We start from the raw sequence: 19,316 nt of genomic DNA, 5'->3' as shown, positions 1-19,316 counted from the left end.
AGCAACTTCCACTTCACGACAGGAGACCTTCCCTGTTCAACGACCAGTCACAGCGTGTCGTCGCAATCCCTCAACCAACCTGCCTGGGCAGTACAGCTAGCCCCACCCCGGCACACTCCGCTTCGACCGAAGGTGCCCCCCACGCGGTTCGCCGCGTGAGGGGCACCTTCCGTCGTTTCCTGGGGTGGGTCAGCCGGCGTCGAAGGCGCGGGCCCGCAGCGCGCGCACGATCCCGGCCTTGCCCTCGACCACCAGCCTGCGCAGCGCGGGCGGATGGTCACCGGCCAGGAAGTCGTCGGCCGCCGCGACGGAGGCCTCGGTGATCGACCAGGCCGGGTACAGGCCGACGACCACGGTCTGCGCCACCTCGCTGGAGCGACGCGTCCAGACATCGGCGATGTCGGCGAAGTACCGGGTCACGTACGGCTGGAGCAGCTCGCCCTGACCGGGCGCCGCGAAGCCGCCGATGATCGCGCGGGCGGTGATGTTCGGGACGGAATCGTCGCCGACGACCGTGGCCCATGCCTGATCCTTGACCGCCACCTGCGGCCGGGCCGCCCGTGCGGCCGCCGCCTGCCGGGCACCGGCCGCGGTCGGATCCCGCTGCGCCTCGGCGTCGATGAACGGCGACTCGGGGCCGTCCGCGTCGACCTCACCGGCCACCGCCAGCGCCTGCACCAACCGCCAGCGCAGGTCGGTGTCGACCACCAGCCCCGGCAGCCCGACGGTCGCCGGATCGGCGTCGAGCAACTCCTGCAGCACCTCGGTGTGCCAGGGCTGCAGGCGCGCCGCGGTGAGCGAGTTGAGGAAGGCCAGCTGGTGATCCGAACCCGGCTCGGCCTCCCTGGCCAGCTCGAGCAGCCGGTTCGCGAAGCCCGGCCAGCCGGTGTCGTTCGCCCAGCCGGGCTCGGCGTAGCTGCCGAGGGCGGCGTGTGCCTGCATCAGCAGCCGCGACGCCACCCCGACCTCGGTCTCCGCGCCGACGCCCCGCTGCACCAGTTCGACGAAGTCCCTGGCCTTGAGCTCGGCCTGCCGCGTCATCTCCCATGCCGCCGACCACGCCAGCGTCCTTGGCAGCGGTTCGGCGATGTCGCCGATGCGCTCGATCAGCACGGCCAACGAATCCGGGTCGAGCCGCACCGAGCAGTAGGTGAGGTCGTCGTCGTTGACGAGCACGAACTTGCCGCGGGCGACCCCGACCAGCTCGGGCACCTCGGTCCGCGGTCCGTCGACATCGAGCTCGATGCGCTCGGTGCGCACCAGCTTGCCGTCCACGTCGTCGTAGATGCCGACGGCGAGGCGGTGCACGCGGTACTCGCCCGCGCCCGGCTCCGCGCGGCCCTGCAGCACGGCGAAGGACGAGAAGGTGCCGTCCTCGGCGACCGTGAACTCCGGCCGCAGGATGTTCAGCCCGGTGGTCTTGAGCCACTGCGCGCCCCAGTCGGACAGGTCCCGGCCGGAGGAGTGCTCCAGCGCGGCGAGCAGGTCGTCGAAGGTGGCGTTGCCGAACGCGTGCTCCTTGAAGTACGCGCGCAGGCCGGCCAGGAACGGATCGAGCCCGACATACGCGACGAGCTGCTTGAGCACGCTCGCGCCCTTGGCGTAGGTGATCCCGTCGAAGTTCACCTCGACCGCGGCGAGGTCCGGGATGTCGGCGGCGATGGGATGGGTTGAGGGCAGCTGATCCTGCCGGTACGCCCAGGACTTCTCGGCGTTGGCGAACGTGGTCCAGGCGTTGACGTACTCGGTGGCCTCGGACTGGCACAGCACCGATGCGAACGTCGCGAAGGACTCGTTGAGCCACAGGTCGTCCCACCACGTCATGGTGACGAGGTCGCCGAACCACATGTGCGCCATCTCGTGCAGCACCGTCTCGGCGCGGCGCTCGTAGGACGCCCGGGTCACCTTGGAGCGGAACACGTAGTCCTCGAGGAAGGTCACCGCGCCCGCGTTCTCCATTGCGCCCGCGTTGAACTCGGGGACGAACAGCTGGTCGTACTTGCCGAAGGCGTACGGCACCTCGAAGTTGCGGTGATAGAAACCGAAGCCCTGCTTGGTCTCGGTGAACAACCGCTCGGCGTCCATGTGCTCGGCGAGCGAGGCGCGGCAGTAGATGCCGAGCGGGATGTGGCCGTGCTCGTCGGTGTAGGTGTCGGTCCACCGCGCGTACGGCCCGGCGATCAGGGCGACGAGGTAGGTGCTCATCTTCGGGGTGGTGCGGAACTGGTGCAGTCCCGGTGTGGCGGCGAGGGTTTCGACCACGGCCGAGTTCGAGATGACCTGCCAGTCGGTGGGCGCGGTCACGGTGACGTCGAAGGTGGCCTTGAGGTCGGGCTGGTCGAAGCAGGCGAACATCCGCTTGGCGTCGGCGGTTTCGAACTGCGAGTAGAGATAGACCGACCCATCGGCGGGATCGACGAAGCGGTGCAGGCCCTCGCCGGTGTGCGAGTACTCGCAGTCCGCCTCGATGATCAGCTCGTTGCGCTCGGCCAGGCCGGTCAGCGCGATGCCGGTGGACTCGTCGTAGCCGGTGACGTCGAGGGCAGCGCCGTTGAGGGTGGCACTGCGGACGGCGGTCGCGATCAGGTCGATGTAGGTGTCGCCGCCTGCCGTCGCACCGAAGGTGACCGTGGTGCGGGAGGAGAAGGTGTGCGCGCCGGGCTTGCCGTCACCGTCGGTCAGGTCCAGCTCGATGCGGTAGTTGTCGACGCTCAACAGCGCGGACCGCTGTGCTGCCTGCTCGCGGGTCAGGTTCGGTGGGGCCACGTCGGACGCTCCTCGTGATCGGGGACAGATGTGTGTCGAGGCTTGACCTCTCGGGTCCATCCCATCACGAGATGCGCACGCTCACGACCGGTCAGGCCCGACTTCGCCGCGCAGGCGGGCCGCGCGCAGGATGAGGTAGTCCCGTTCGGCGACGCTGGGGGTGCTGTTCGCGGCGACGGTGTACTCGGCGACGGCGCTGGGCGTATCGCCTGCCATCTCGTACAGGTGGGCTCGGACGGCGGCCAGCCGATGGGTGCCCGACAGCTGGTCCTGGTGGGCGGCGATCAGGTCCAGGCCCGCGGACGGACCGTGCGCCATGGCGGTTGCGACCCCGAGATTCAGGGTGACCAGCGGGTTCGGGGCGACGCGTTCGAGCAGGCGATAGAGCGAGAGGATGCGGTCCCAGTCGGTGTCCTCTGTGCTCGTCGCCTGGGCGTGCAGCACGGCGATCGCGGCCTGGATCCGATAGGGGCCCGTCAGCCCGTGCCCGATCGCCGCCGTGGTCAGTCGGACGCCCTCGGTGATCGCCTCGCGATCCCACAGCCTGCGATCCTGCTCGGCGAGCGGGATCAGTTCCCCGCGTGGGCCGGTGCGCGCGGCGCGGTGCGCGTCGGTGAGCAGCATCAGCGCGAGCAGTCCGGTGACCTCGGGATCGTCGGGAAGCTGGCCATGGACCGCCCGCGTCAGTCGGATCGCCTCCGCCGACAGGTCCGCGCGACGCACCTGTCGGCCGGACGTGCTGGCGTGGCCCTCCGTGAAGATCAGGTACAGCACGTGCAGCACCGCGCCGAGGCGTTCGTGCCACTGCCCGGACTCCGGCACCGCGAAGGGCCGATTCAAGGCGGCCACCCGCCTCTTGGCGCGGGTGATCCGCTGCGTCATGGTCGCTTCCGGCAGCAGGAAGGCCCGCGCGATCTCGGCGGTGGTGAGCCCGCCGACCGAGCGCAGCGTCAGTGCGATCGCACTCGCGGGCGACAACGCCGGATGGCAGCAGAGGAAGAACAGGGCGAGCGTGTCGTCCCGATCGGGCGTGGTGATGTCGGCAGGCCGGGTCGGCTCCCGCCCGGCGGCGACGGCCTCGCGGTTCCTGCGGGCCGCGTCGGCGCGGATGGCGTCGGTCATGCGACGGTGGGCGGCTTGGATGAGCCAGCCGCGTGGATTGTCGGGCAGACCGTCGGTGGGCCAGTGCGTGGCGGCGGCGACAAGCGCCTCCTGGAGCGCGTCCTCGGCGGCGGCGAAGTCGCCGAACCGTCGGACGAGGACACCGAGGACCTGCGGCCGGAGTTCGCGCAGCAGGTCCTCGGTGTCGCCGGAGGGTGGGAAGGTCACTGATCGGTGGGCGGGGCGCTCATGATCGCGCGCACCTCGATGTACTCGCCGATCGGCTTTCCGCCGGGTCCGGGGGCCGCCGAGGCCTGCGCGGCGATCTCCACCGCCCGCTCGGCGCTGTCCACGTCGACGATCCAGTAACCGGCCAGGAATTCCTTGGTCTCCGGGAACGGCCCGTCGGTCACCACCGGCGCGGAGCGGCCGTCGGAGCTGACGATGCGTGCCTGGTCCGGCCCGGCCAGCCCCTGCGCCTCGACCAGTTCGCCGGATGCGGCCAGTTGCTCGCCGAGCGCGCGCTGGAAGTCGATGTGCGCCTCGATGTCCTTCGGCTCCCACTCGTGGATCGGGGAATCGCAGTACGCGGCCTTGCTGTACGTCTTGATCAGCATGTACTTCATCGTCGGCTCCTTCGGTCGGGTGCGCCCCGTGGCGCTCTCATGGGTAGGACGGAGCCGGGCAGGCTCTCCCGACACTCTTCTGCGGGAGAATGGTGTGATTTAGATCACACCATCTGGTCGAGCGGTGTCGACTCGTCGGCCAGGCGGGCCGGGTCGACCGGCTCGCCCGCGGTGATCAGCTTCTTGACGGCGTCGGTCACGTCCCAGACGTTGACGTTCATGCCTGCCAGCACCCTGTTGTCCCCGCCCAGCCAGAATGCGACGAACTCGCGCCGGGTCACGTCGCCCCGCACGACGAGACGGTCGTACCCGCCGGTCGGTGCGTAGCCGACGTACTCCATGCCCAGGTCGTACTGATCGGTGAAGAAGTAGGGCAGGTTGTCGTACTCGGCGGGCCTGCCGAGCATCGTCGCCGCGGCGACGATGGGTTGGTTGAGGGCGTTCGCCCAGTGCTCGACGCGAATCCTGGTGCCCAGCACCGGGTGCTGCTGCGCCGCGATGTCGCCGACCGCGACGATGTCGGGGTCGCTCGTTGTCATGCCCGCGTCCACGAGCACCCCGCCGTCCACTGCGAGCCCGGCCTGCTCGGCGAGTTCGACGTTCGGCTGCGCCCCGACCGCGACCAGCACCGCGTCGGCGGGCAGCACTTCGCCAGTCGCCAGGCGCACCCCGGTGACCCGACCGGCGTCGGCGGTGATCTCCTCCACGGTGGCCTCGAAATGCAGGTCGACTCCGTGCTCGCGGTGCAGTTCCGCGAAGACCGTGCCCATCTCGGGGCCTAGGGACCCCAGCAGCGGCAGCGTCGCGGACTCGACGACCGTGACGACGACACCGCGCTCGCGGGCCTGGGCGGCGACCTCGAGTCCGATCCACCCGGCGCCGATCACGACCAGGCGAGAATCCGCCTCCAGCGCGCCGATCAGGCCGTCGGACTCCTCGATGGTGCGCAGGTAGTGCACCCCTGCGGCGTCGGAACCCGGGATCGGCGGTCGCCGCGAGCGTGAACCGGTGGCCAGCGCGAGCTTGTCGTAGCCGAGCGTCGAGCCGTCCGGCAGTCGTACCTCGTGGGCGTCGCGGTCGAGGGCGGTGGCGGTGGTGCCGAGCCGCAGGTCGACGTGGTGGTCGCGATACCAGTCGCCGTGATGCACGGTGAAGTCGGCGAGGGCCTTCTTGCCCGCCACGTGTTCCTTGGACAGTGGTGGCCGCTCGTAGGGGAGGTGGTCCTCCGCGCTGAGCAGGACGATCGAGCCGTCGAAATCCTTCTCGCGCAGGGCTTCCGCGGTCTTCGCTCCGGCGAGCCCGCCGCCGACGATCACGAACGTACGGTTCGGTGACATGTCCTCACACTCCGTTCGAGACACTGCATTGTGACGAAAACGGTCCTGATGGCGCTGCTGTCGACCCTACTGCCGACCGTCATCCGGTAGGGGGCTTCTCGGCCGGGAAGCATTCGGTCCGATCGGTGGTTGCCTACGAATGGACCCGTCGGCGACGGGTCCCCACCAGACGAGCGCGCCGACAGCCGCGACGAGAAGACAGGGGAGCAGCCCGTGAGTGAAACCAGGGATACCGCCGATTTTTGGTTCGACCCGCTCTGCCCGTGGTGCTGGATCACCTCGCGCTGGATCCTCGAGGTCGAGAAGGTCCGTGACATCGACGCGAACTTCCACGTCATGAGCCTTGCGGTCCTGAACGAGGGGCGCGATCTGCCCGAGGAATACCAGGCGATGATGGAGAAGGCGTGGGGTCCGGTCCGGGTCGCGATCGCCGCGGCCAAGGAGCACGGCGACGAGGTGCTGCTGCCGCTGTACACCGCGATGGGGACCCGGATCCACGATCAGGACAACAAGGATTTCCCGGTTGTGATCGCGGAGGCGCTGGCCGAGGTTGGCCTGCCCGCCGACCTGGCCTCGGCCGCCGACACCGACGCGCACGACGAGGACCTGCGTCGCAGCCACAAGGCCGGGATGGACGCCGTCGGTCCCGATGTCGGCACCCCGACCATCCACGTGAACGGCGTCGCCTTCTTCGGTCCGGTGCTCTCGCGCATCCCGCGCGGCGAGGACGCGGGACGGGTGTGGGACGGCACCGTCGCGCTGGCGTCGTACCCGCACTTCTTCGAGCTCAAGCGCACCCGGACCGAGGACCCCTCCTTCGAGTAGGCGCTACGCGCCCGTGCGCGGTTGACGAGTCCCTGCACTCGTCAACCGCGCACGGGCGGCGGAGCCGCCTAGGGCAGCACCAGGATCTTCACGTGCTCTTCGGGGTCGCGCAGCGCGGTGAACGCGTCCGCGACACCCTCGAGTCCGACCCGGCCGGTGATGATGGACTCGGCGTCGATCTCCCCGTCGGCCAGCCGCTGCAGGGTGATGTCGTAGGCGTTCTCGTACGGGCCGTGGCCGAAGTTGATCGCGATACGGCGGAACTGTCCGACCACCGGAATGATCGTCTCGTCGCCGAACGGCGCCGCCAGCACCTGGATCCGCGAGTTGAACGGCATCGTGTGCATCAGGGTGCCCAGGATTCCGGCGCGGCCGCTGCACTCGTAGGCGATCAGAATGCCCGCGCCCGCCTGACCGACGAGGGTGTTGCCCTCGGCGACCATCTGGTTCCACAGCTCGATGGGGTCCTGCTCGTTCGGGTCGACCACGATGTCGGCGCCCATCTTCGCGGCGAGCTCGCGCCGCTTCGGCGACGGCTCGGACGCGATCACCAGCTGCGCCCCGCGGGCCTTGGCCGCGACGATGGCGCCGAGCCCGATGGTGCCGCAACCGATCACCAGTGCCGAGTCGGCGGGGGTGAGGCCGGACTGCTGCATGTGCATCTCGCCGACGTGCAACGGTTCGGCGAGAGTGGCGTGCTCGAGCGAGAGACTCTCGGGGACGTGCCGGACCCAGAACGCGTCGACGACGATGTGCTCGCCGAACGCGCCGTGGTACTCGTTGGAGTACCCGATGATCTTCGGGATGCCGGTCGTGGTGTCGGTCGCCAGCCCGATGCCCGCCACCCGGTCGCCGACGGCGAAATCGGTGACGGCGGAACCGACCTCGGACACGATGCCCGCGTACTCATGGCCGAGGACGACGGGCCGGTCGGTGTCGAAGGTGGCCAGCGGGTAGCCGGCGTTCTCGGCGACGTGCACGAACCGGCAGGGGTCCTTCGACATGCTCAGATCGCTGCCGCAGATGCCGCAGGCGGTGACGTCGATGCGGAGCTGAGCGGGTGCGAGGGTGGGTGCGTCCGGGACCTCGGTGACCGTGAACGCGCCGTCGCTGAACTGTGCTGCCTTCATGCCTGTGCTCCTGCGGTCTCGGCGGGCTGGCCGTAGTAGTCGGTGTGTGCCTTGGTGATCGCGCCGATCAGGCCGCCGAGCAGGTAGTCGCGGTTGTCCTCGGCGAACTGGAGGCTGGCCTCACGGCCTCCGTTGCGGTTCTTGAAGTGCGGGATCACCTCGGAGGCGAACAGGTCGTAGCTGCGCTTGGTGTCCTCCCAGTTCGCCATGTCGACGTGCAGGATCAGCATGGTGCCGAAGCCGCCGGTCTTCTCGATCAGTCGTTCGATCTGCGTGATCGCCTCGTCCGGGGTGCCGATGATGGCCTGACCGAACTCGCCGAGGGTGTCATTGCGCCACTGATCGATGATCCCCTTGGGAGTCTGCGCCCAGTCCGGGTTCTGGCCGGTCTGCCGGTTGACGTAGGCGGCCATCGAGTCGATCCGGCGGCTCACCGCGCGCTCCGCGTCCGCCCGCGTCTCGGCGAGGAACATCGGGTTGACCAGCCGCCAGGTGGACCGGTCGGCGACGTGCCCGTTCTCGGCACAGACCTTCTCGTAGACGTTCCAGTTGCGATCGAGGACGTCGAATCCGCTGGGGGAGCTGGCGGCGAGCGAGAGCAGCGAGAGGCCGTGGGTCCCCGCGAGCACCGATCCGTTGGGGGACATCGTCGAGGCGGTCGCGATCTCGATGCCGGCCGGGTTGTAGGTGGGCAGCTGCGCGCGGGCATCACGCAGGGTGAACCAGTCCGTCTCCATGTTCACGACCTCGCCGCGCAGCAGCGCGAGGATCGCCTCGAGGGCCTCGCCCTGCATCCGGCGCTGGTCCGAGGGGTTGATCCCCATCATGTGCGCGTCGAGCGGGATCTTGCCGGGGCCGGTGCCGAAGATCAGCCGGCCGCGCGTCTGCAGATCGAGCTGCGTGATCCGGTCCGCGGTGATCAGCGGGTGGTGGTACGGCAGCGAGGTGACCCCGGTGCCGAACCGGATCCGTTCGGTCCGCTCCGCGGCCGCTGCGATGAACAGGTCAGGGGCGGGCACGATCTCGGCGCCGGTGGAGTGGTGTTCACCCATCCACGCCTCGTCGAATCCGAGGTGATCGAGGTGTTCCATGAGGTCGATGTCGCGGCGCAGCTGCAGCGCGGGATCGGCGTTCAGCGGGTGGTACGGCGCGAGGAAGGCGCCGAAGTTGATCGAATCGGTGGTCCACACGAGCGTCATCTCCTTGCAGGTGGGTGCCGGCCTCCGGGGGAGGAGTCGAGGGCGGCCGGCCGTTCAGAGTGAGCGGCATCACATCCGCCTGACCGCAGTTCTATCACCGAACTGGATCAACTGATCCAAAAATCTCCCGCTGAGTGGACACTCGTGCGGAGGTGCGGATTTCCGGTTCCCTGTCGGTGGGTCAGGAGCCGAGCAGTCGGTCGGCGCCGCCGACGACGAAGACGACGAGGTCCTCGTAGAAGCTCGTCAGGTCCTCGGGGGAGAGACGGCCGGCGCCGTGGCTCCACTCGTCGGCCCGGCCCAGAGCCTGGAGGAAACCCATCACGGAGATCGCCCAGCGGAGCGGGAGGCGGTCCGGGTCGGAGTGTGGATATGCGCGGCGGACCTGATCGAGCAGGCTCTCGTCGACCTGTTGGCCCGCGGCCTCGAGGGCCGGGTGGCCCTCCTGGGAGATCTGCGCGATGATCTTGACCCACCGCATGCCCCGGACGCGTTGTCGCAGTACGAGTTCGAGGTAGGGCTCGGTGACGGCCCGAACCAGGTCGTCCGCGGTCGGGGGGACGGGCGATGCGGCGAGTCGGTCTACGTTGATCCGGATCTGGTCGCGGACCGCGCCGCCGAGATCGAGGAGGACCGCCGCCAGCAGGTCGTCCTTCGAGCCGAAGTGGTAGTGCACCGAGGCAGGCCCGAGCCCGGCGGCCGAGTTGACGGCCCGGATCGACACGGCGTCCACACCCTGGGCGGCGAAGAGCTTTTCGGCCGTCTTCACCAGGCGCATTCGGGTGGCGTTGCCCTGACGGTTCTGGTTCGGGGTGGACATGTCGAGAGTTTCGCACACCCTTGACATGGGTGGGGGCATGGCATCAAATGGGCTCAACGATTCAATCAACTGATCCAATTGTGTGGTCGGTCCTGGGTAGAGGCGGGTACGAGATGCAGCTCGAGGTGGACCTTCGCGAGGCCGAGGCGACGGTGGAACTGACGGGGGTCGACGAGTTCACCAGTCTGGCGGTCACCGTGCTGGGCGATCGCGACCGGGAACGGGCCGCCGCCGCGCTGGGCGCATGGGGCACCGTGGACGGCGACCACGTCTGGCTCGACATCGGCGTCCTCGAGGGGGCGGTGCGCAGTCACCCCCTGCGCGGCGAGGGCTGGCTGCCCCGGTTCGTGGCGATGATCGACTATGCGGAGTCCAAGGGCTGGGTGGATCCGGACCACCGCGCGGTCCGCGCACACTGCGAGCAGGTCGCCGGCTAGAACACCCGGCCGTGCCGCGAGCGGTCCCGCAGGGCGGCGGCGCGCCAGGTCAGCACCGGGTGTCCGGACAGGATGTTCACCAGCCAGGGGAAGAACCCGCGCTCGGTGCGGGCCCGGTCGGCCATCTCGTCGAACCCGACCAGGCTCATCAGGTACTTGCCCGCGGCGAGCACGCCGATCGCCCCCGGTGCGCCGTGTGGACGGTTACAGATCCCGTGGTTGTCGGCGGTGTACTCCTGCGCGCGGGAGAGCGAGGACCCGATCACCGGGATGTAGTTGGAGGCGAACATGCCCAGCTGGCGCCAGTAGGAGGTGTGGCCCGCGGCGATGTGCCCGACCTCGTGTCCGATGATGAACGCCAGCGCGTCGGGATTGCGTGCCTGGCCGCCGATCTCGAACAGGTCGCTGTAGACCACCACGTACCGCCGGAAGCCGTGACCGGACGCGAACGCGTTGATCTGACCGTTGCCGAGGACGACATAGCCGTCGGGAACCTGTGGCATGCCGAACCGCGCGGCCGCCTCGACCAGCATCCGGTACCCGTCGGGGAACTGGGTCGGCGTCATCTTCACGCCGTTGACGCGCTGCGCGGCGTACATCTGCCCGCGGGCGAAGAAGAGCAGGATCGGTGCGAGCAGCACGATGATGACCCACGGCTCCAGCGCGCCCGAGGCGATCAGCGCGATCGACACCAGGTAGGCCGCCACGGTGGTCGCGATCGCCAGGATCAGCAGCGGGATCTCGAGGTGGTGCCGGATCGGCATACCCCACGGGGAGAGCCCTCGCGGCGGGAGCATCTGCGGCGGCGCGTACCCGGGCGCGGGGTGGACGGGCGAGTGATGCGTGATCGTGGGTGGGAACTGCTCCATGTGGACAAACCCTATTCGTGGTCGGGTCGGGGGTCGCCGCGCCGACCTGTCAGAATCGACACATGCGCGTATACCTAGGTGCCGACCACGCAGGCTTCGAGCTCAAGAACCAGATCAAGGACCATCTCACCGCGAACGGCCACGAGGCCGTGGACTGCGGCGCCCACGTGTACGACGCCGTGGACGACTACCCGGCGTTCTGCGTCGAGGCCGCGCGCCGCGTGGTCGAGGACGAGGGCAGCCTGGGCATCGTGCTCGGCGGCAGCGGCAACGGCGAGCAGATCGCCGCGAACAAGGTGCCCGGCGCCCGCTGCGCCCTGGCCTGGAGCGTGGAGACCGCCCAGCTCGCGCGCCAGCACAACAAGGCGCAGCTGATCGGCATCGGCGGCCGGATGCACTCGCTCGAGGAGGCGCTTGCCATCGTCGACGCGTTCCTCGAGACCCCGTGGTCGGGCGAGGAGCGGCACCAGCGGCGCATCGACATCCTGTCGGAGTACGAGCGCACCGGCGTGCCGCCGGCCCTGCCCGAGGCCTGAGTGCCCGAGGGGCACACTCTCCACCGCCTCGCACGGGAGCACCAGCGACACTTCGCCGGTGCTCCCGTTCGTGTGTCCAGCCCGCAGCGCAGGTTCGAGTCCGGCGCGGCGAGCGTCGACGGCCGGGTCCTGGTCCGGGCCGAGGCGTGGGGCAAGCACCTGCTGCACCACTACGAGTCGGGCCTGATCGTGCACGTGCACCTCGGGCTGTACGGCAAGTTCACCGATCTCCCGCTGCCCATGGGCACGCCGGTGGGCCAGGTCCGCATGCGGATGGTCGGGGCCGAGATCGGCACTGACCTGCGCGGGCCGACCGCCTGCGAGATCTATGACGAGCCCCAGCTACGCGCGCTGGAGGACCGGCTGGGCCCCGACCCGCTGCGTCCCGACGCCGACCCCGCGCGGGCGTGGCGCCGTATCTCCAAGTCGCAGACCGCGATCGGCGCACTGCTGATGGATCAGCAGGTGATCGCCGGGGTGGGCAATGTCTATCGGGCCGAGTTGCTGTTCCGGCATGGGATCAACCCGAACCGCCCCGGCGCGCGGCTGGGCGCGACCGAATGGGATGCCATGTGGACCGACCTCGTCGCACTGATGAAGGTCGGTGTCCGGCGGGGGAAGATGCACGTGGTGCGCCCCGAGCACGACAACGGCGAGCCGGCGTACGCCAAGGACCGCCCGCGTACCTACGTGTACCGCCGAACGGAATCGGCGTGCCGCGTGTGTGGCACACCGATCGCTCACTCGGTCATGAAGGCGCGCAACCTGTTCTGGTGCCCGACCTGCCAGTCGGTCTGAGGCTTATACGAGTTCGGCAGGATTTCGCCCGGAAAGCGGGTGAAATCCTGCCGAAGTTCGTAGAGCAGGTCCTAGAAGCCGCCGAAGTCGCCGCCGCCGAAGTCGCCACCGCCCCAGTCACCGCCACCGGCGTCGCCACCCCAGTCGCCGCCGCCCGAGTCACCACCGGCGTCGGCACCGGCGTCTCCACCGCCATCGCCACCGTCTCCACCGGCATCGCCGTCCGCATCGCCACCGCCCGCGTCGCTCCCGTCGCCGGCGCCGCTCTCGAAGGCCTGCGCGTCATAGGGCACACCGGCCATGCCGCCGAACATCGCGGAGAACAGGAACATCGAGCCGACGCCCCACGCGCCTGCGACGAGCGCCGGCTTCCACCACGGCTCGGAGTACCAGCCGGCAGGGACGGGCCGACCCGCGACGCGACCGCCCGGGTAGTAGTTGGGGGTGCGCGGGGACGGGTTCGGGGAAGCCGAGACCTGACGGCCCTCGAACTCGATGTCGCGGTTCTCGGTCACCTCGCCCGCGGCGCGCTGGCCGTCGATGCTCGGGACCTCGGGTCCCGGGTCCAAACCCATCGCGGTTCGCGCGGCCCGGATGTAGTACAAGCCTTCCAGCGCAGTCTGCTTCGCGAGGCGGGCCTGCGCCGGGCTGTTGGCCTGGTCGATCTGCGAGCCGGCCGCGATGTGGCGCTCGGACGCGTCGGCGAGGGCCTGCTTCGAGGCCATGTCGGTGCCGGTCAGGTTGTAGACCTGGCCGCCGAGCCGCTCGATTGCCTGGCGCGCGTCCGCTTTGGCGTCCTCGAGTTGGGTGGCGGTGTGGCCGACGGAGCGCTTCTGGCTTTTCATGACCAGGAACACGACGACACCGATGACGGCGAGGATCAGGAGGAGTTCCACTGGGGGCCTTCCCATGGGGACAAATCGGACGAGTCCCAGCCTACCGGCGATCCAGCGGGGCCCGCCGTCCGCGGAACTGCCGCCCTCGAGTCCGTCGGCTATCCGCCGCGCACCCGGTCTCCCTCGAGGGTTCGGCGAATTGCGCTGGTGCCGAGCTCCATCATGGCCGTGGTGCGGTCCGCCAGTGCATCCGGCAACACGTCCGCGATCCAGACGAATCGGGTGCGGCCATCGCTCTCGGCGAACACCTGGGCCGACCCGTTATGATGCTCGTAGGGCCCGTCGACGATCGACCACGACAGGCGGCGGGCCGACTCGTCCAGCGCGACCAGGCGTTCGCGGACAACCGAGCCGTCGCCGAACGTGACGATCCGGTCGCCCCCGTCGATGGTGGTGTCGGTGACGAACCCGGCGGCCAGGCGCTCGTGCAGCGCGCCCCAGTCGCGAAGCGCATCCCATGCGCGCTCGGGGGAGGTGTCGACGAGTGTTTCGGTGCGTATGTATGCCATGACCTGAGGGTGCCCTCCGCCGGTCCGATCGTCTTGAACATTTTTGCGGTTCCGTGTCGGTGGCCGCGCGTAGCGTTTTCCTCATGCAATCGGCGGCGCGGATCGCGGAGTCGCCCCAGTTCAGTGCCTGGGCGGTCACCTGTGCCGGCGAGCACGCCGCGTGGTCGGGCCCGGAGTGCCACGACGATCACCGGCTGGTGCTCGTGCGAGCGGGACGGTTCCTGCGACGGGCCGACGGAGCCGAATCGGTGCTGGACCGGACCACCGCCTACCTCGGCCGACCGGGCCAGGAAGAGCGGTTCGCGCATCCCGTCGGCGGCGACCTCTGCACCTCGATCGACATCGGCGCCGAGCTGTGGCACTCGATCGCGGGCGACCAAGGGGCGGCGCCCGCCGCGGACCTCTACGTCGACGCCAGGGTGGAGCTGTGGCATCGGCGGCTGCTCAGGGCGGCGGCGAGCGGCGACGTCGGGTTCGCGGTCGCCGAGGAACTGGTGGGGCTCGTCGGGGAGGTGGTTCAGCGCGTGGCGGACGACGCTGGACCGGCGCGGATCCGGTCCGGCCCGCGCGGCCGGGCGCTGGTCGCGACGGCCAGGGAGGCGATCCTCGACGAAGCCCCCGGATCCGACGGGCTGATCCCGCTGGCGGGCGCGCTGGGGGTGTCGCCGTTCCTGCTGAGTCGACACTTCACCGCAGTCACCGGCGTCTCCGTCACCCGGTATCGCAACCGGGTCAGGGTGGGCCGGGCGCTGGCTCGGCTCGAGGCAGGGGAGCGGGACCTCGCCGGGCTCGCCGCGGACCTCGGGTTCGCCGATCAGGCCCACCTGACCAGGACGATGCGCGCCCACCTGGGCCGAACCCCGGGCGCGGTGCGAGCGCTGCTGTCGCCTGTCTAAGCGCTCGCCGAGCGTCGCCCCGTCACATCGGGTCCATGTCCGAATAATCACTTTCGTCGGGACTGTGAATCGTGATGAAGTGCGGTATGGAAATCTCGATTCGGCAGTTGGTGGCAGAAGATCTGGACCGCGCAGCGTCTGTTCTCGGGGAGGCTTTCGCCGACTATCCCTGGACGACGTGGTGCGTCCAAGCCGATTCGCACGAGGAGCGGGTGACCGAGCTTCAACGGTTGTATCTCGAACACATGGCCCTGCCGCACGGCCTCGGGTATATCGACGCCGACCGGAACGGCGTGGTCGCTTTCATTCCTCCCGACGTGTCGCCTCCTGACGAATCGGTTCTCGCGTCCATTGCCGAGCTGCACGGGGACCGGTTCGTCCGAATGATGGACGCGGAGGAGCGGATGTCGACAATGGGCTCCTGGGATGACGCTTGGCTTCTGGCGACGATCGGGGTGGCCCGTGGCGCGCAGGGGCGTGGGCTGGGCGGCGATCTGCTCGCCGCCGGGCTCGCGGAGATGGACCGCGAGGGCCACGCAGTGTGGCTGGATACGGCGACCCGCCGAAACCTGCCTCTGTACCAGCGTCACGGGTTCTCGATCGCGGGGCACATCACGATCGACCATGGACCCGAGGTGTGGCGAATGCATCGGGGGCCGCGGGGGTAGTGGACTGTCGGTGCCCGATGCGAACATATGTTCGTGTCCGATCGTGCAGCGTTTCCGCCCTCGCCCGCCGGCCCGGGCTCCGAGCCTGCCCGGACCGAGGCCACGATCCTGCATGCCGATCTCGATGCCTTTTACGCCTCGGTCGAGCAGCGAGACGACCCGTCGCTGCGGGGCAGGCCGGTCATCGTCGGCGGGGGAGTCGTCCTCGCCGCCAGCTACGAAGCCAAGGCCTACGGGGTCCGCACGGCGGGCAGTGGGGCGCAGGCGCTGCGACTGTGTCCGCAGGCGGTGGTCGTCCGGCCGCGGATGTCCGCGTACGCGCAAGCGAGCCGTGCCGTGTTCGAGGTCTTCCGGCAGACCACTCCGCTGGTCGAGGGTGTGTCGATCGACGAGGCGTTCCTCGACGTCGGGGGATTGCGGCGGGTCTCAGGGACCCCCGTCGAGATCGCGGCCCGGCTCCGGGCGGAGGTGCGCGAGCGGGTCGGGCTGCCGATCACGGTGGGCGTCGCGAGGACCAAGTTCCTTGCCAAGGTGGCCAGTGCGGTGGGCAAGCCGGACGGGCTGCTGCTCGTGCCGCCCGATCGCGAGCTGGCGTTCCTGCATCCGCTGCCGGTCGAGCGACTGTGGGGAGTCGGCGCCGTCACCTCACGCAAGCTGCGTGACTACGGGATCGGCACCGTCGGGCAGATCGCGGAGATCTCCGAACGCGAACTGATGTCGGTGGTCGGGCAGGCGGCGGGCAGGCACCTCCACGCGCTTGCCTGGGCACGTGACCCGCGGCGCGTCCAGGTCGGGCGTCGCAGGCGGTCGATCGGAGCGCAGCATGCGCTGGGGCGGAGGCCGAAGTCGCCGGAGGACATCGAGGCGGCACTCGTCGCGCTGGTCGATCGGGTGGCAAAGCGACTGCGGGCGGCGGACCGGGTCTGCCGGACGGTGGTGCTGCGGCTGCGTTTCGACGATTTCACCCGGGTCACCCGCTCGCACACCCTCGGGCAGGCCACCTCGCAGACAGCGGTACTGCTGGCCGAGGCGCGCGGCCTGCTGGCCGCGGCGATGCCCACGATCCACGATCGCGGCCTGAGCCTGGTCGGGGTGGCGCTCGCGAACCTGGAGAACGGCGGGGCGGAACAACTCACGCTGCCGTTCGGTGAGCCCTCGAGCAGCTCTCTCGACACCACACTGGACAGCCTGCGGGACCGGTTCGGCTCGGCCGCCGTCACGAGGGCGGTGCTGCTCGGCCGCGATCAGGGTGTCACGGTGCCGGTCCTGCCCGACTAGCGCACACCTGCACTCGGGCACGAAAAAGCCCACCCGGCGAAGGCCTGGTGGGCTGGTACATCGTGGAGGGGATGACGGGAATCGAACCCGCATCATCTGCTTGGAAGGCAGAGGCTTTACCACTAAGCTACATCCCCGTGCACACGACAACTTGGGATCGCCATCGATGTCGTCTGCGTTGAGAGACTGTACCCAACCCAGTTCAGGATTCGCCAATCGGGTGGCCGGAGATCCGCCAAATCGGGTGGCCGGGAATTTCACGAACTGGTGACCCGTAGGATTCACCACGGCGGCAGCCACACGGATCTTCCGCGTGGTCGTCGTGTCGCGGACCTAACGGGGTGTAGCGCAGCTTGGTAGCGCATCCGCTTTGGGAGCGGAGGGTCGCAGGTTCAAATCCTGTCACCCCGACCAGGGACAACGTCATAACAGCGCGGAACTGAAGATCAGGGCCGCGACGCAACGAGCAAGACCACACGAAGGAGCATGTCCGTGAAGAGCACCGTCGAGCAGCTGAGCCCGACGCGGGTCCGTATCAACGTTGAGGTGCCCTTCGAGGAGCTCAAGCCCGATTTCGACAAGGCGTACAAGGCCCTCGCGCAGCAGATCCGTCTCCCCGGCTTCCGTCCGGGCAAGGCCCCGGCCAAGCTCCTCGAGGCCCGCGTCGGCCGCGGCGCCGTGCTCGAGCAGGTCGTCAACGACACCCTTCCCGGGCGCTACTCGGAGGCCGTGACCACCGCAGGCGTCAAGGCGATCGGCCAGCCGGAGATCGACATCACCAAGATCGAAGACGGTGAGCTGCTCGCGTTCACCGCCGAGGTGGACGTCCGCCCCGAGATCGACCTGCCCGACTACAGCACCCTCGCCGTCACCGTCGAGCCCGTCGAGATCACCGACGAGGCCGTGGACGAGCAGCTGCTGTCGCTGCGTCAGCGTTTCGGCACCCTCACCGGTGTCGAGCGCGCCGTCCAGGACGGCGACTTCGTGTCGATCGACCTGTCGGCCGCCATCGACGGCGAGGCCGTCCCGGAGGCGACCGCGTCCGGCCTGTCCCACGAGGTCGGCTCGGGCCAGCTGATCGAGGGTCTCGACGAGGCGATCGTCGGGCTCAAGGCCGGCGAGTCGAAGGACTTCACCACCAAGCTCGTCGCCGGTGAGCACGCCGACAAGGAGGCCGTCGTGACGGTCACCGTCGGCACCGTCAAGGAGCGCGAGCTGCCCGAGGCCGACGATGAGTTCGCCCAGCTGGCGAGCGAGTTCGACACCCTCGACGCACTCAAGGACGACCTGCGCGAGCGGGTCGGCCGGGTCGCCAAGGTCGAGCAGGCCGGCCAGATCCGCGACAAGGTCCTCGAGACGCTGCTCGAGACCATCGAGGTCCCGCTGCCCGAGACCGTGGTCAAGGCCGAGGTCGACGCGCAGCTGCACGAGGCCGTGCACGGCCTCGACCACGACGAGGAGCAGCTCAACGCTCTCCTCGAGGCGCAGGGCACCAGCCGCGAGCAGTTCGACAAGGATGCCACCGAGGCCGCCGAGAAGTCGGTGAAGACCCAGCTGCTGCTCGATGCGATCGCGGACGAGGCAGGCACTGAGGTCGGCCAGCAGGAGCTGACCGAGCGGATCATCTTCCAGGCCCAGCGGTACGGCATCTCGCCGGATCAGTTCATCCAGCAGGTCCAGCAGGCCGGTCAGCTCGGCGCCGTGTTCGCCGACGTCCGTCGCGGCAAGGCGCTCGCGACCGTCGTCGACCAGGTGACTGTGACGGACACCTCCGGCGCGGCCGTCGACACCAAGGAGCTGTTCGGCAGCCCGGAGTCGGACGAGGCCGAGGCCGCGGACGAGAGCTAGATTTCACGCCAATAGCGAACAGGGACGGCACCGGGACTCCGGGGCCGTCCCTGTTCGTTAGTGTCAGTGTCAAGAATCATCGAATTCAGTTATGGAGAAGGCAGGTACCGTGACTTCACAGAACCCGGGGGCTTCGTTGGGCCCCGCCATGACTTCAGCCACCTCTGGTCTGAATCTCAGCGACTCGGTGTTCGAGCGCCTGCTTCGGGAACGCATCATCTTCCTCGGTACCCAGGTCGACGACGACATCGCGAACAAGCTGTGCGCGCAGATCCTGTTGCTCTCGGCCGAGGATCCGACCAGGGACATCTCCCTCTACATCAACTCGCCCGGCGGCTCGGTCACCGCGGGCATGGCGATCTTCGACACCATGCAGTTCGCCGAGTGTGACATCGCGACGTTCGGCATGGGTCTGGCCGCCTCGATGGGCCAGTTCCTGCTCTCGGCGGGAACCAAGGGCAAGCGTTACGCCCTGCCGCACGCGCGGATCATGATGCACCAGCCGTCCGCAGGCATCGGCGGAACCGCGTCCGACATCGCGATCATGGCCGAGCAGTTCGCGCACACCAAGCGTGAGATGGCTCAGCTCATCGCCGAGCACACGGGCCAGACGGTCGAGCAGATCACCGCGGACTCCGACCGGGACCGCTGGTTCACGGCGACCGAGGCGCTCGAGTACGGCTTCGTCGACCACGTCGTCTCCCGCGCACGGCAGGCCGGCGGCGCGGGCAACTGACCCGCCACCGCCCCCGACCTCCCGTCCACACCATCTTGGAG

Annotated in this window: 19 protein-coding genes and 2 tRNA genes; 10 read left to right on the top strand and 11 right to left on the bottom strand. The window is 69.2% G+C overall.

Translation table 11 applies throughout. The features are described from left to right. Positions 1–189: 189 nt before the first annotated feature. The 4 genes from pepN to ABIC28_RS26650 all read right to left on the bottom strand — a co-directional run bounded on the left by pepN (position 190) and on the right by ABIC28_RS26650 (position 5,830). Positions 190–2,766, bottom strand: a complete 2,577-nt coding sequence (pepN, locus tag ABIC28_RS26665; RefSeq protein ID WP_269589176.1) for an aminopeptidase N — start codon at positions 2,764–2,766, stop codon at positions 190–192. Positions 2,767–2,847: 81 nt separating this feature from the next. Then, on the bottom strand, positions 2,848–4,095 hold the full coding sequence (locus ABIC28_RS26660; RefSeq protein WP_097211440.1) for an RNA polymerase sigma factor: 1,248 nt from the start codon (positions 4,093–4,095) through the stop codon (positions 2,848–2,850). Further along, entirely contained in the window at positions 4,092–4,493 is a 402-nt protein-coding gene (locus ABIC28_RS26655; RefSeq protein WP_354581731.1) for a YciI family protein, read from the bottom strand. The genes ABIC28_RS26660 and ABIC28_RS26655 overlap by 4 nt, the downstream gene beginning before the upstream one ends. A 104-nt stretch (positions 4,494–4,597) precedes the next feature. After that, on the bottom strand, positions 4,598–5,830 hold the full coding sequence (locus tag ABIC28_RS26650; protein ID WP_097211439.1) for an NAD(P)/FAD-dependent oxidoreductase: 1,233 nt from the start codon (positions 5,828–5,830) through the stop codon (positions 4,598–4,600). 213 nt (positions 5,831–6,043) lie between these two features. Between ABIC28_RS26650 and ABIC28_RS26645 the strand changes: the two genes are divergently transcribed. Continuing rightward, complete coding sequence (locus ABIC28_RS26645) at positions 6,044–6,655, top strand: DsbA family oxidoreductase (RefSeq protein ID WP_209926839.1); 612 nt, start codon at positions 6,044–6,046, stop codon at positions 6,653–6,655. A 68-nt stretch (positions 6,656–6,723) separates the two neighbouring features. On the opposite strand, the gene ABIC28_RS26640 is transcribed toward ABIC28_RS26645, so the two are convergent. The 3 genes from ABIC28_RS26640 to ABIC28_RS26630 all read right to left on the bottom strand — a co-directional run bounded on the left by ABIC28_RS26640 (position 6,724) and on the right by ABIC28_RS26630 (position 9,804). Next, positions 6,724–7,785, bottom strand: a complete 1,062-nt coding sequence (locus ABIC28_RS26640; protein WP_097211437.1) for an alcohol dehydrogenase catalytic domain-containing protein — start codon at positions 7,783–7,785, stop codon at positions 6,724–6,726. Further along, complete coding sequence (locus tag ABIC28_RS26635) at positions 7,782–8,984, bottom strand: LLM class flavin-dependent oxidoreductase (RefSeq protein ID WP_354581728.1); 1,203 nt, start codon at positions 8,982–8,984, stop codon at positions 7,782–7,784. The genes ABIC28_RS26640 and ABIC28_RS26635 overlap by 4 nt, the downstream gene beginning before the upstream one ends. A 181-nt stretch (positions 8,985–9,165) precedes the next feature. Continuing rightward, complete coding sequence (locus ABIC28_RS26630; RefSeq protein WP_209926837.1) at positions 9,166–9,804, bottom strand: TetR/AcrR family transcriptional regulator; 639 nt, start codon at positions 9,802–9,804, stop codon at positions 9,166–9,168. Between the two features lie 113 nt (positions 9,805–9,917). On the opposite strand from ABIC28_RS26630, the gene ABIC28_RS26625 reads away from it, so the two are divergent. Further along, positions 9,918–10,241: a hypothetical protein gene (locus tag ABIC28_RS26625; protein WP_097211542.1), complete on the top strand. Its 324-nt coding sequence runs from the start codon at positions 9,918–9,920 to the stop codon at positions 10,239–10,241. Here the strand turns inward: ABIC28_RS26625 and ABIC28_RS26620 are convergent. Then, entirely contained in the window at positions 10,238–11,110 is an 873-nt protein-coding gene (locus tag ABIC28_RS26620; protein ID WP_373560245.1) for a M48 family metallopeptidase, read from the bottom strand. The two genes, ABIC28_RS26625 and ABIC28_RS26620, sit on opposite strands and share 4 nt — an antisense overlap. Before the next feature lie 62 nt (positions 11,111–11,172). On the opposite strand from ABIC28_RS26620, the gene ABIC28_RS26615 reads away from it, so the two are divergent. Both ABIC28_RS26615 and ABIC28_RS26610 read left to right on the top strand, forming a co-directional pair. Next, positions 11,173–11,646: a ribose-5-phosphate isomerase gene (locus ABIC28_RS26615; protein ID WP_077042121.1), complete on the top strand. Its 474-nt coding sequence runs from the start codon at positions 11,173–11,175 to the stop codon at positions 11,644–11,646. Further along, the gene (locus tag ABIC28_RS26610; RefSeq protein WP_354581725.1) at positions 11,647–12,444 is read left to right on the top strand and encodes an Fpg/Nei family DNA glycosylase; all 798 of its coding nucleotides are present in this window, start codon (positions 11,647–11,649) and stop codon (positions 12,442–12,444) included. Between the two features lie 71 nt (positions 12,445–12,515). Here ABIC28_RS26610 and ABIC28_RS26605 read toward each other — a convergent pair whose 3' ends face one another. After that, entirely contained in the window at positions 12,516–13,340 is an 825-nt protein-coding gene (locus tag ABIC28_RS26605; RefSeq protein ID WP_354581735.1) for a DUF1542 domain-containing protein, read from the bottom strand. Between the two features lie 98 nt (positions 13,341–13,438). Next, a complete protein-coding gene (locus ABIC28_RS26600) occupies positions 13,439–13,849 on the bottom strand; it encodes an SRPBCC family protein (RefSeq protein ID WP_269589181.1) in 411 nt (136 codons plus the stop codon). Between the two features lie 83 nt (positions 13,850–13,932). On the opposite strand from ABIC28_RS26600, the gene ABIC28_RS26595 reads away from it, so the two are divergent. From ABIC28_RS26595 to dinB, 3 genes are all read left to right on the top strand, one after another. After that, a complete protein-coding gene (locus ABIC28_RS26595) occupies positions 13,933–14,745 on the top strand; it encodes an AraC family transcriptional regulator (RefSeq protein WP_354581722.1) in 813 nt (270 codons plus the stop codon). A gap of 86 nt (positions 14,746–14,831) precedes the next feature. Further along, positions 14,832–15,413: a GNAT family N-acetyltransferase gene (locus tag ABIC28_RS26590; protein ID WP_354581720.1), complete on the top strand. Its 582-nt coding sequence runs from the start codon at positions 14,832–14,834 to the stop codon at positions 15,411–15,413. 27 nt (positions 15,414–15,440) lie between these two features. Next, positions 15,441–16,691 carry a DNA polymerase IV gene (gene dinB / locus ABIC28_RS26585; RefSeq protein ID WP_269589183.1) on the top strand — a complete coding sequence of 417 codons (1,251 nt, stop codon included), beginning with the start codon at positions 15,441–15,443 and terminating at the stop codon, positions 16,689–16,691. Between the two features lie 63 nt (positions 16,692–16,754). Here dinB and ABIC28_RS26580 read toward each other — a convergent pair. Then, positions 16,755–16,828: transfer RNA gene (locus tag ABIC28_RS26580), tRNA-Gly, on the bottom strand. A gap of 200 nt (positions 16,829–17,028) precedes the next feature. Between ABIC28_RS26580 and ABIC28_RS26575 the strand changes: the two genes are divergently transcribed. From ABIC28_RS26575 to ABIC28_RS26565, 3 genes are all read left to right on the top strand, one after another. Beyond that, positions 17,029–17,105 (top strand) — tRNA-Pro (locus tag ABIC28_RS26575). 78 nt (positions 17,106–17,183) lie between these two features. Continuing rightward, entirely contained in the window at positions 17,184–18,539 is a 1,356-nt protein-coding gene (gene tig / locus ABIC28_RS26570; protein ID WP_097211538.1) for a trigger factor, read from the top strand. Positions 18,540–18,630: 91 nt separating this feature from the next. Then, positions 18,631–19,275: an ATP-dependent Clp protease proteolytic subunit gene (locus tag ABIC28_RS26565; RefSeq protein WP_257017433.1), complete on the top strand. Its 645-nt coding sequence runs from the start codon at positions 18,631–18,633 to the stop codon at positions 19,273–19,275. Positions 19,276–19,316 lie beyond the last annotated feature (41 nt).

Source organism: Rhodococcus sp. PvR044 (genome assembly GCF_040548995.1).
GTDB classification, from domain to species: domain Bacteria; phylum Actinomycetota; class Actinomycetes; order Mycobacteriales; family Mycobacteriaceae; genus Rhodococcus_G; species Rhodococcus_G oryzae.
This window is presented reverse-complemented; position numbering and strand designations above follow the sequence as displayed.

What these genes read in the sequence shown, in the direction of transcription:
- ABIC28_RS26655 (WP_354581731.1), bottom strand. Translation starts at nt 4,493, where the DNA reads ATGAAGTACATGCTGATCAAGACGTACAGCAAGGCCGCGTACTGCGAT.
- ABIC28_RS26650 (WP_097211439.1), bottom strand. Translation starts at nt 5,830, where the DNA reads ATGTCACCGAACCGTACGTTCGTGATCGTCGGCGGCGGGCTCGCCGGA.
- ABIC28_RS26640 (WP_097211437.1), bottom strand. Translation starts at nt 7,785, where the DNA reads ATGAAGGCAGCACAGTTCAGCGACGGCGCGTTCACGGTCACCGAGGTC.
- ABIC28_RS26635 (WP_354581728.1), bottom strand. Translation starts at nt 8,984, where the DNA reads ATGACGCTCGTGTGGACCACCGATTCGATCAACTTCGGCGCCTTCCTC.
- ABIC28_RS26630 (WP_209926837.1), bottom strand. Translation starts at nt 9,804, where the DNA reads ATGTCCACCCCGAACCAGAACCGTCAGGGCAACGCCACCCGAATGCGC.
- ABIC28_RS26625 (WP_097211542.1), top strand. Translation starts at nt 9,918, where the DNA reads ATGCAGCTCGAGGTGGACCTTCGCGAGGCCGAGGCGACGGTGGAACTG.
- ABIC28_RS26620 (WP_373560245.1), bottom strand. Translation starts at nt 11,110, where the DNA reads ATGGAGCAGTTCCCACCCACGATCACGCATCACTCGCCCGTCCACCCC.
- ABIC28_RS26615 (WP_077042121.1), top strand. Translation starts at nt 11,173, where the DNA reads ATGCGCGTATACCTAGGTGCCGACCACGCAGGCTTCGAGCTCAAGAAC.
- ABIC28_RS26600 (WP_269589181.1), bottom strand. Translation starts at nt 13,849, where the DNA reads ATGGCATACATACGCACCGAAACACTCGTCGACACCTCCCCCGAGCGC.
- ABIC28_RS26595 (WP_354581722.1), top strand. Translation starts at nt 13,933, where the DNA reads ATGCAATCGGCGGCGCGGATCGCGGAGTCGCCCCAGTTCAGTGCCTGG.
- ABIC28_RS26590 (WP_354581720.1), top strand. Translation starts at nt 14,832, where the DNA reads ATGGAAATCTCGATTCGGCAGTTGGTGGCAGAAGATCTGGACCGCGCA.
- dinB (WP_269589183.1), top strand. Translation starts at nt 15,441, where the DNA reads ATGTTCGTGTCCGATCGTGCAGCGTTTCCGCCCTCGCCCGCCGGCCCG.
- ABIC28_RS26565 (WP_257017433.1), top strand. Translation starts at nt 18,631, where the DNA reads ATGGAGAAGGCAGGTACCGTGACTTCACAGAACCCGGGGGCTTCGTTG.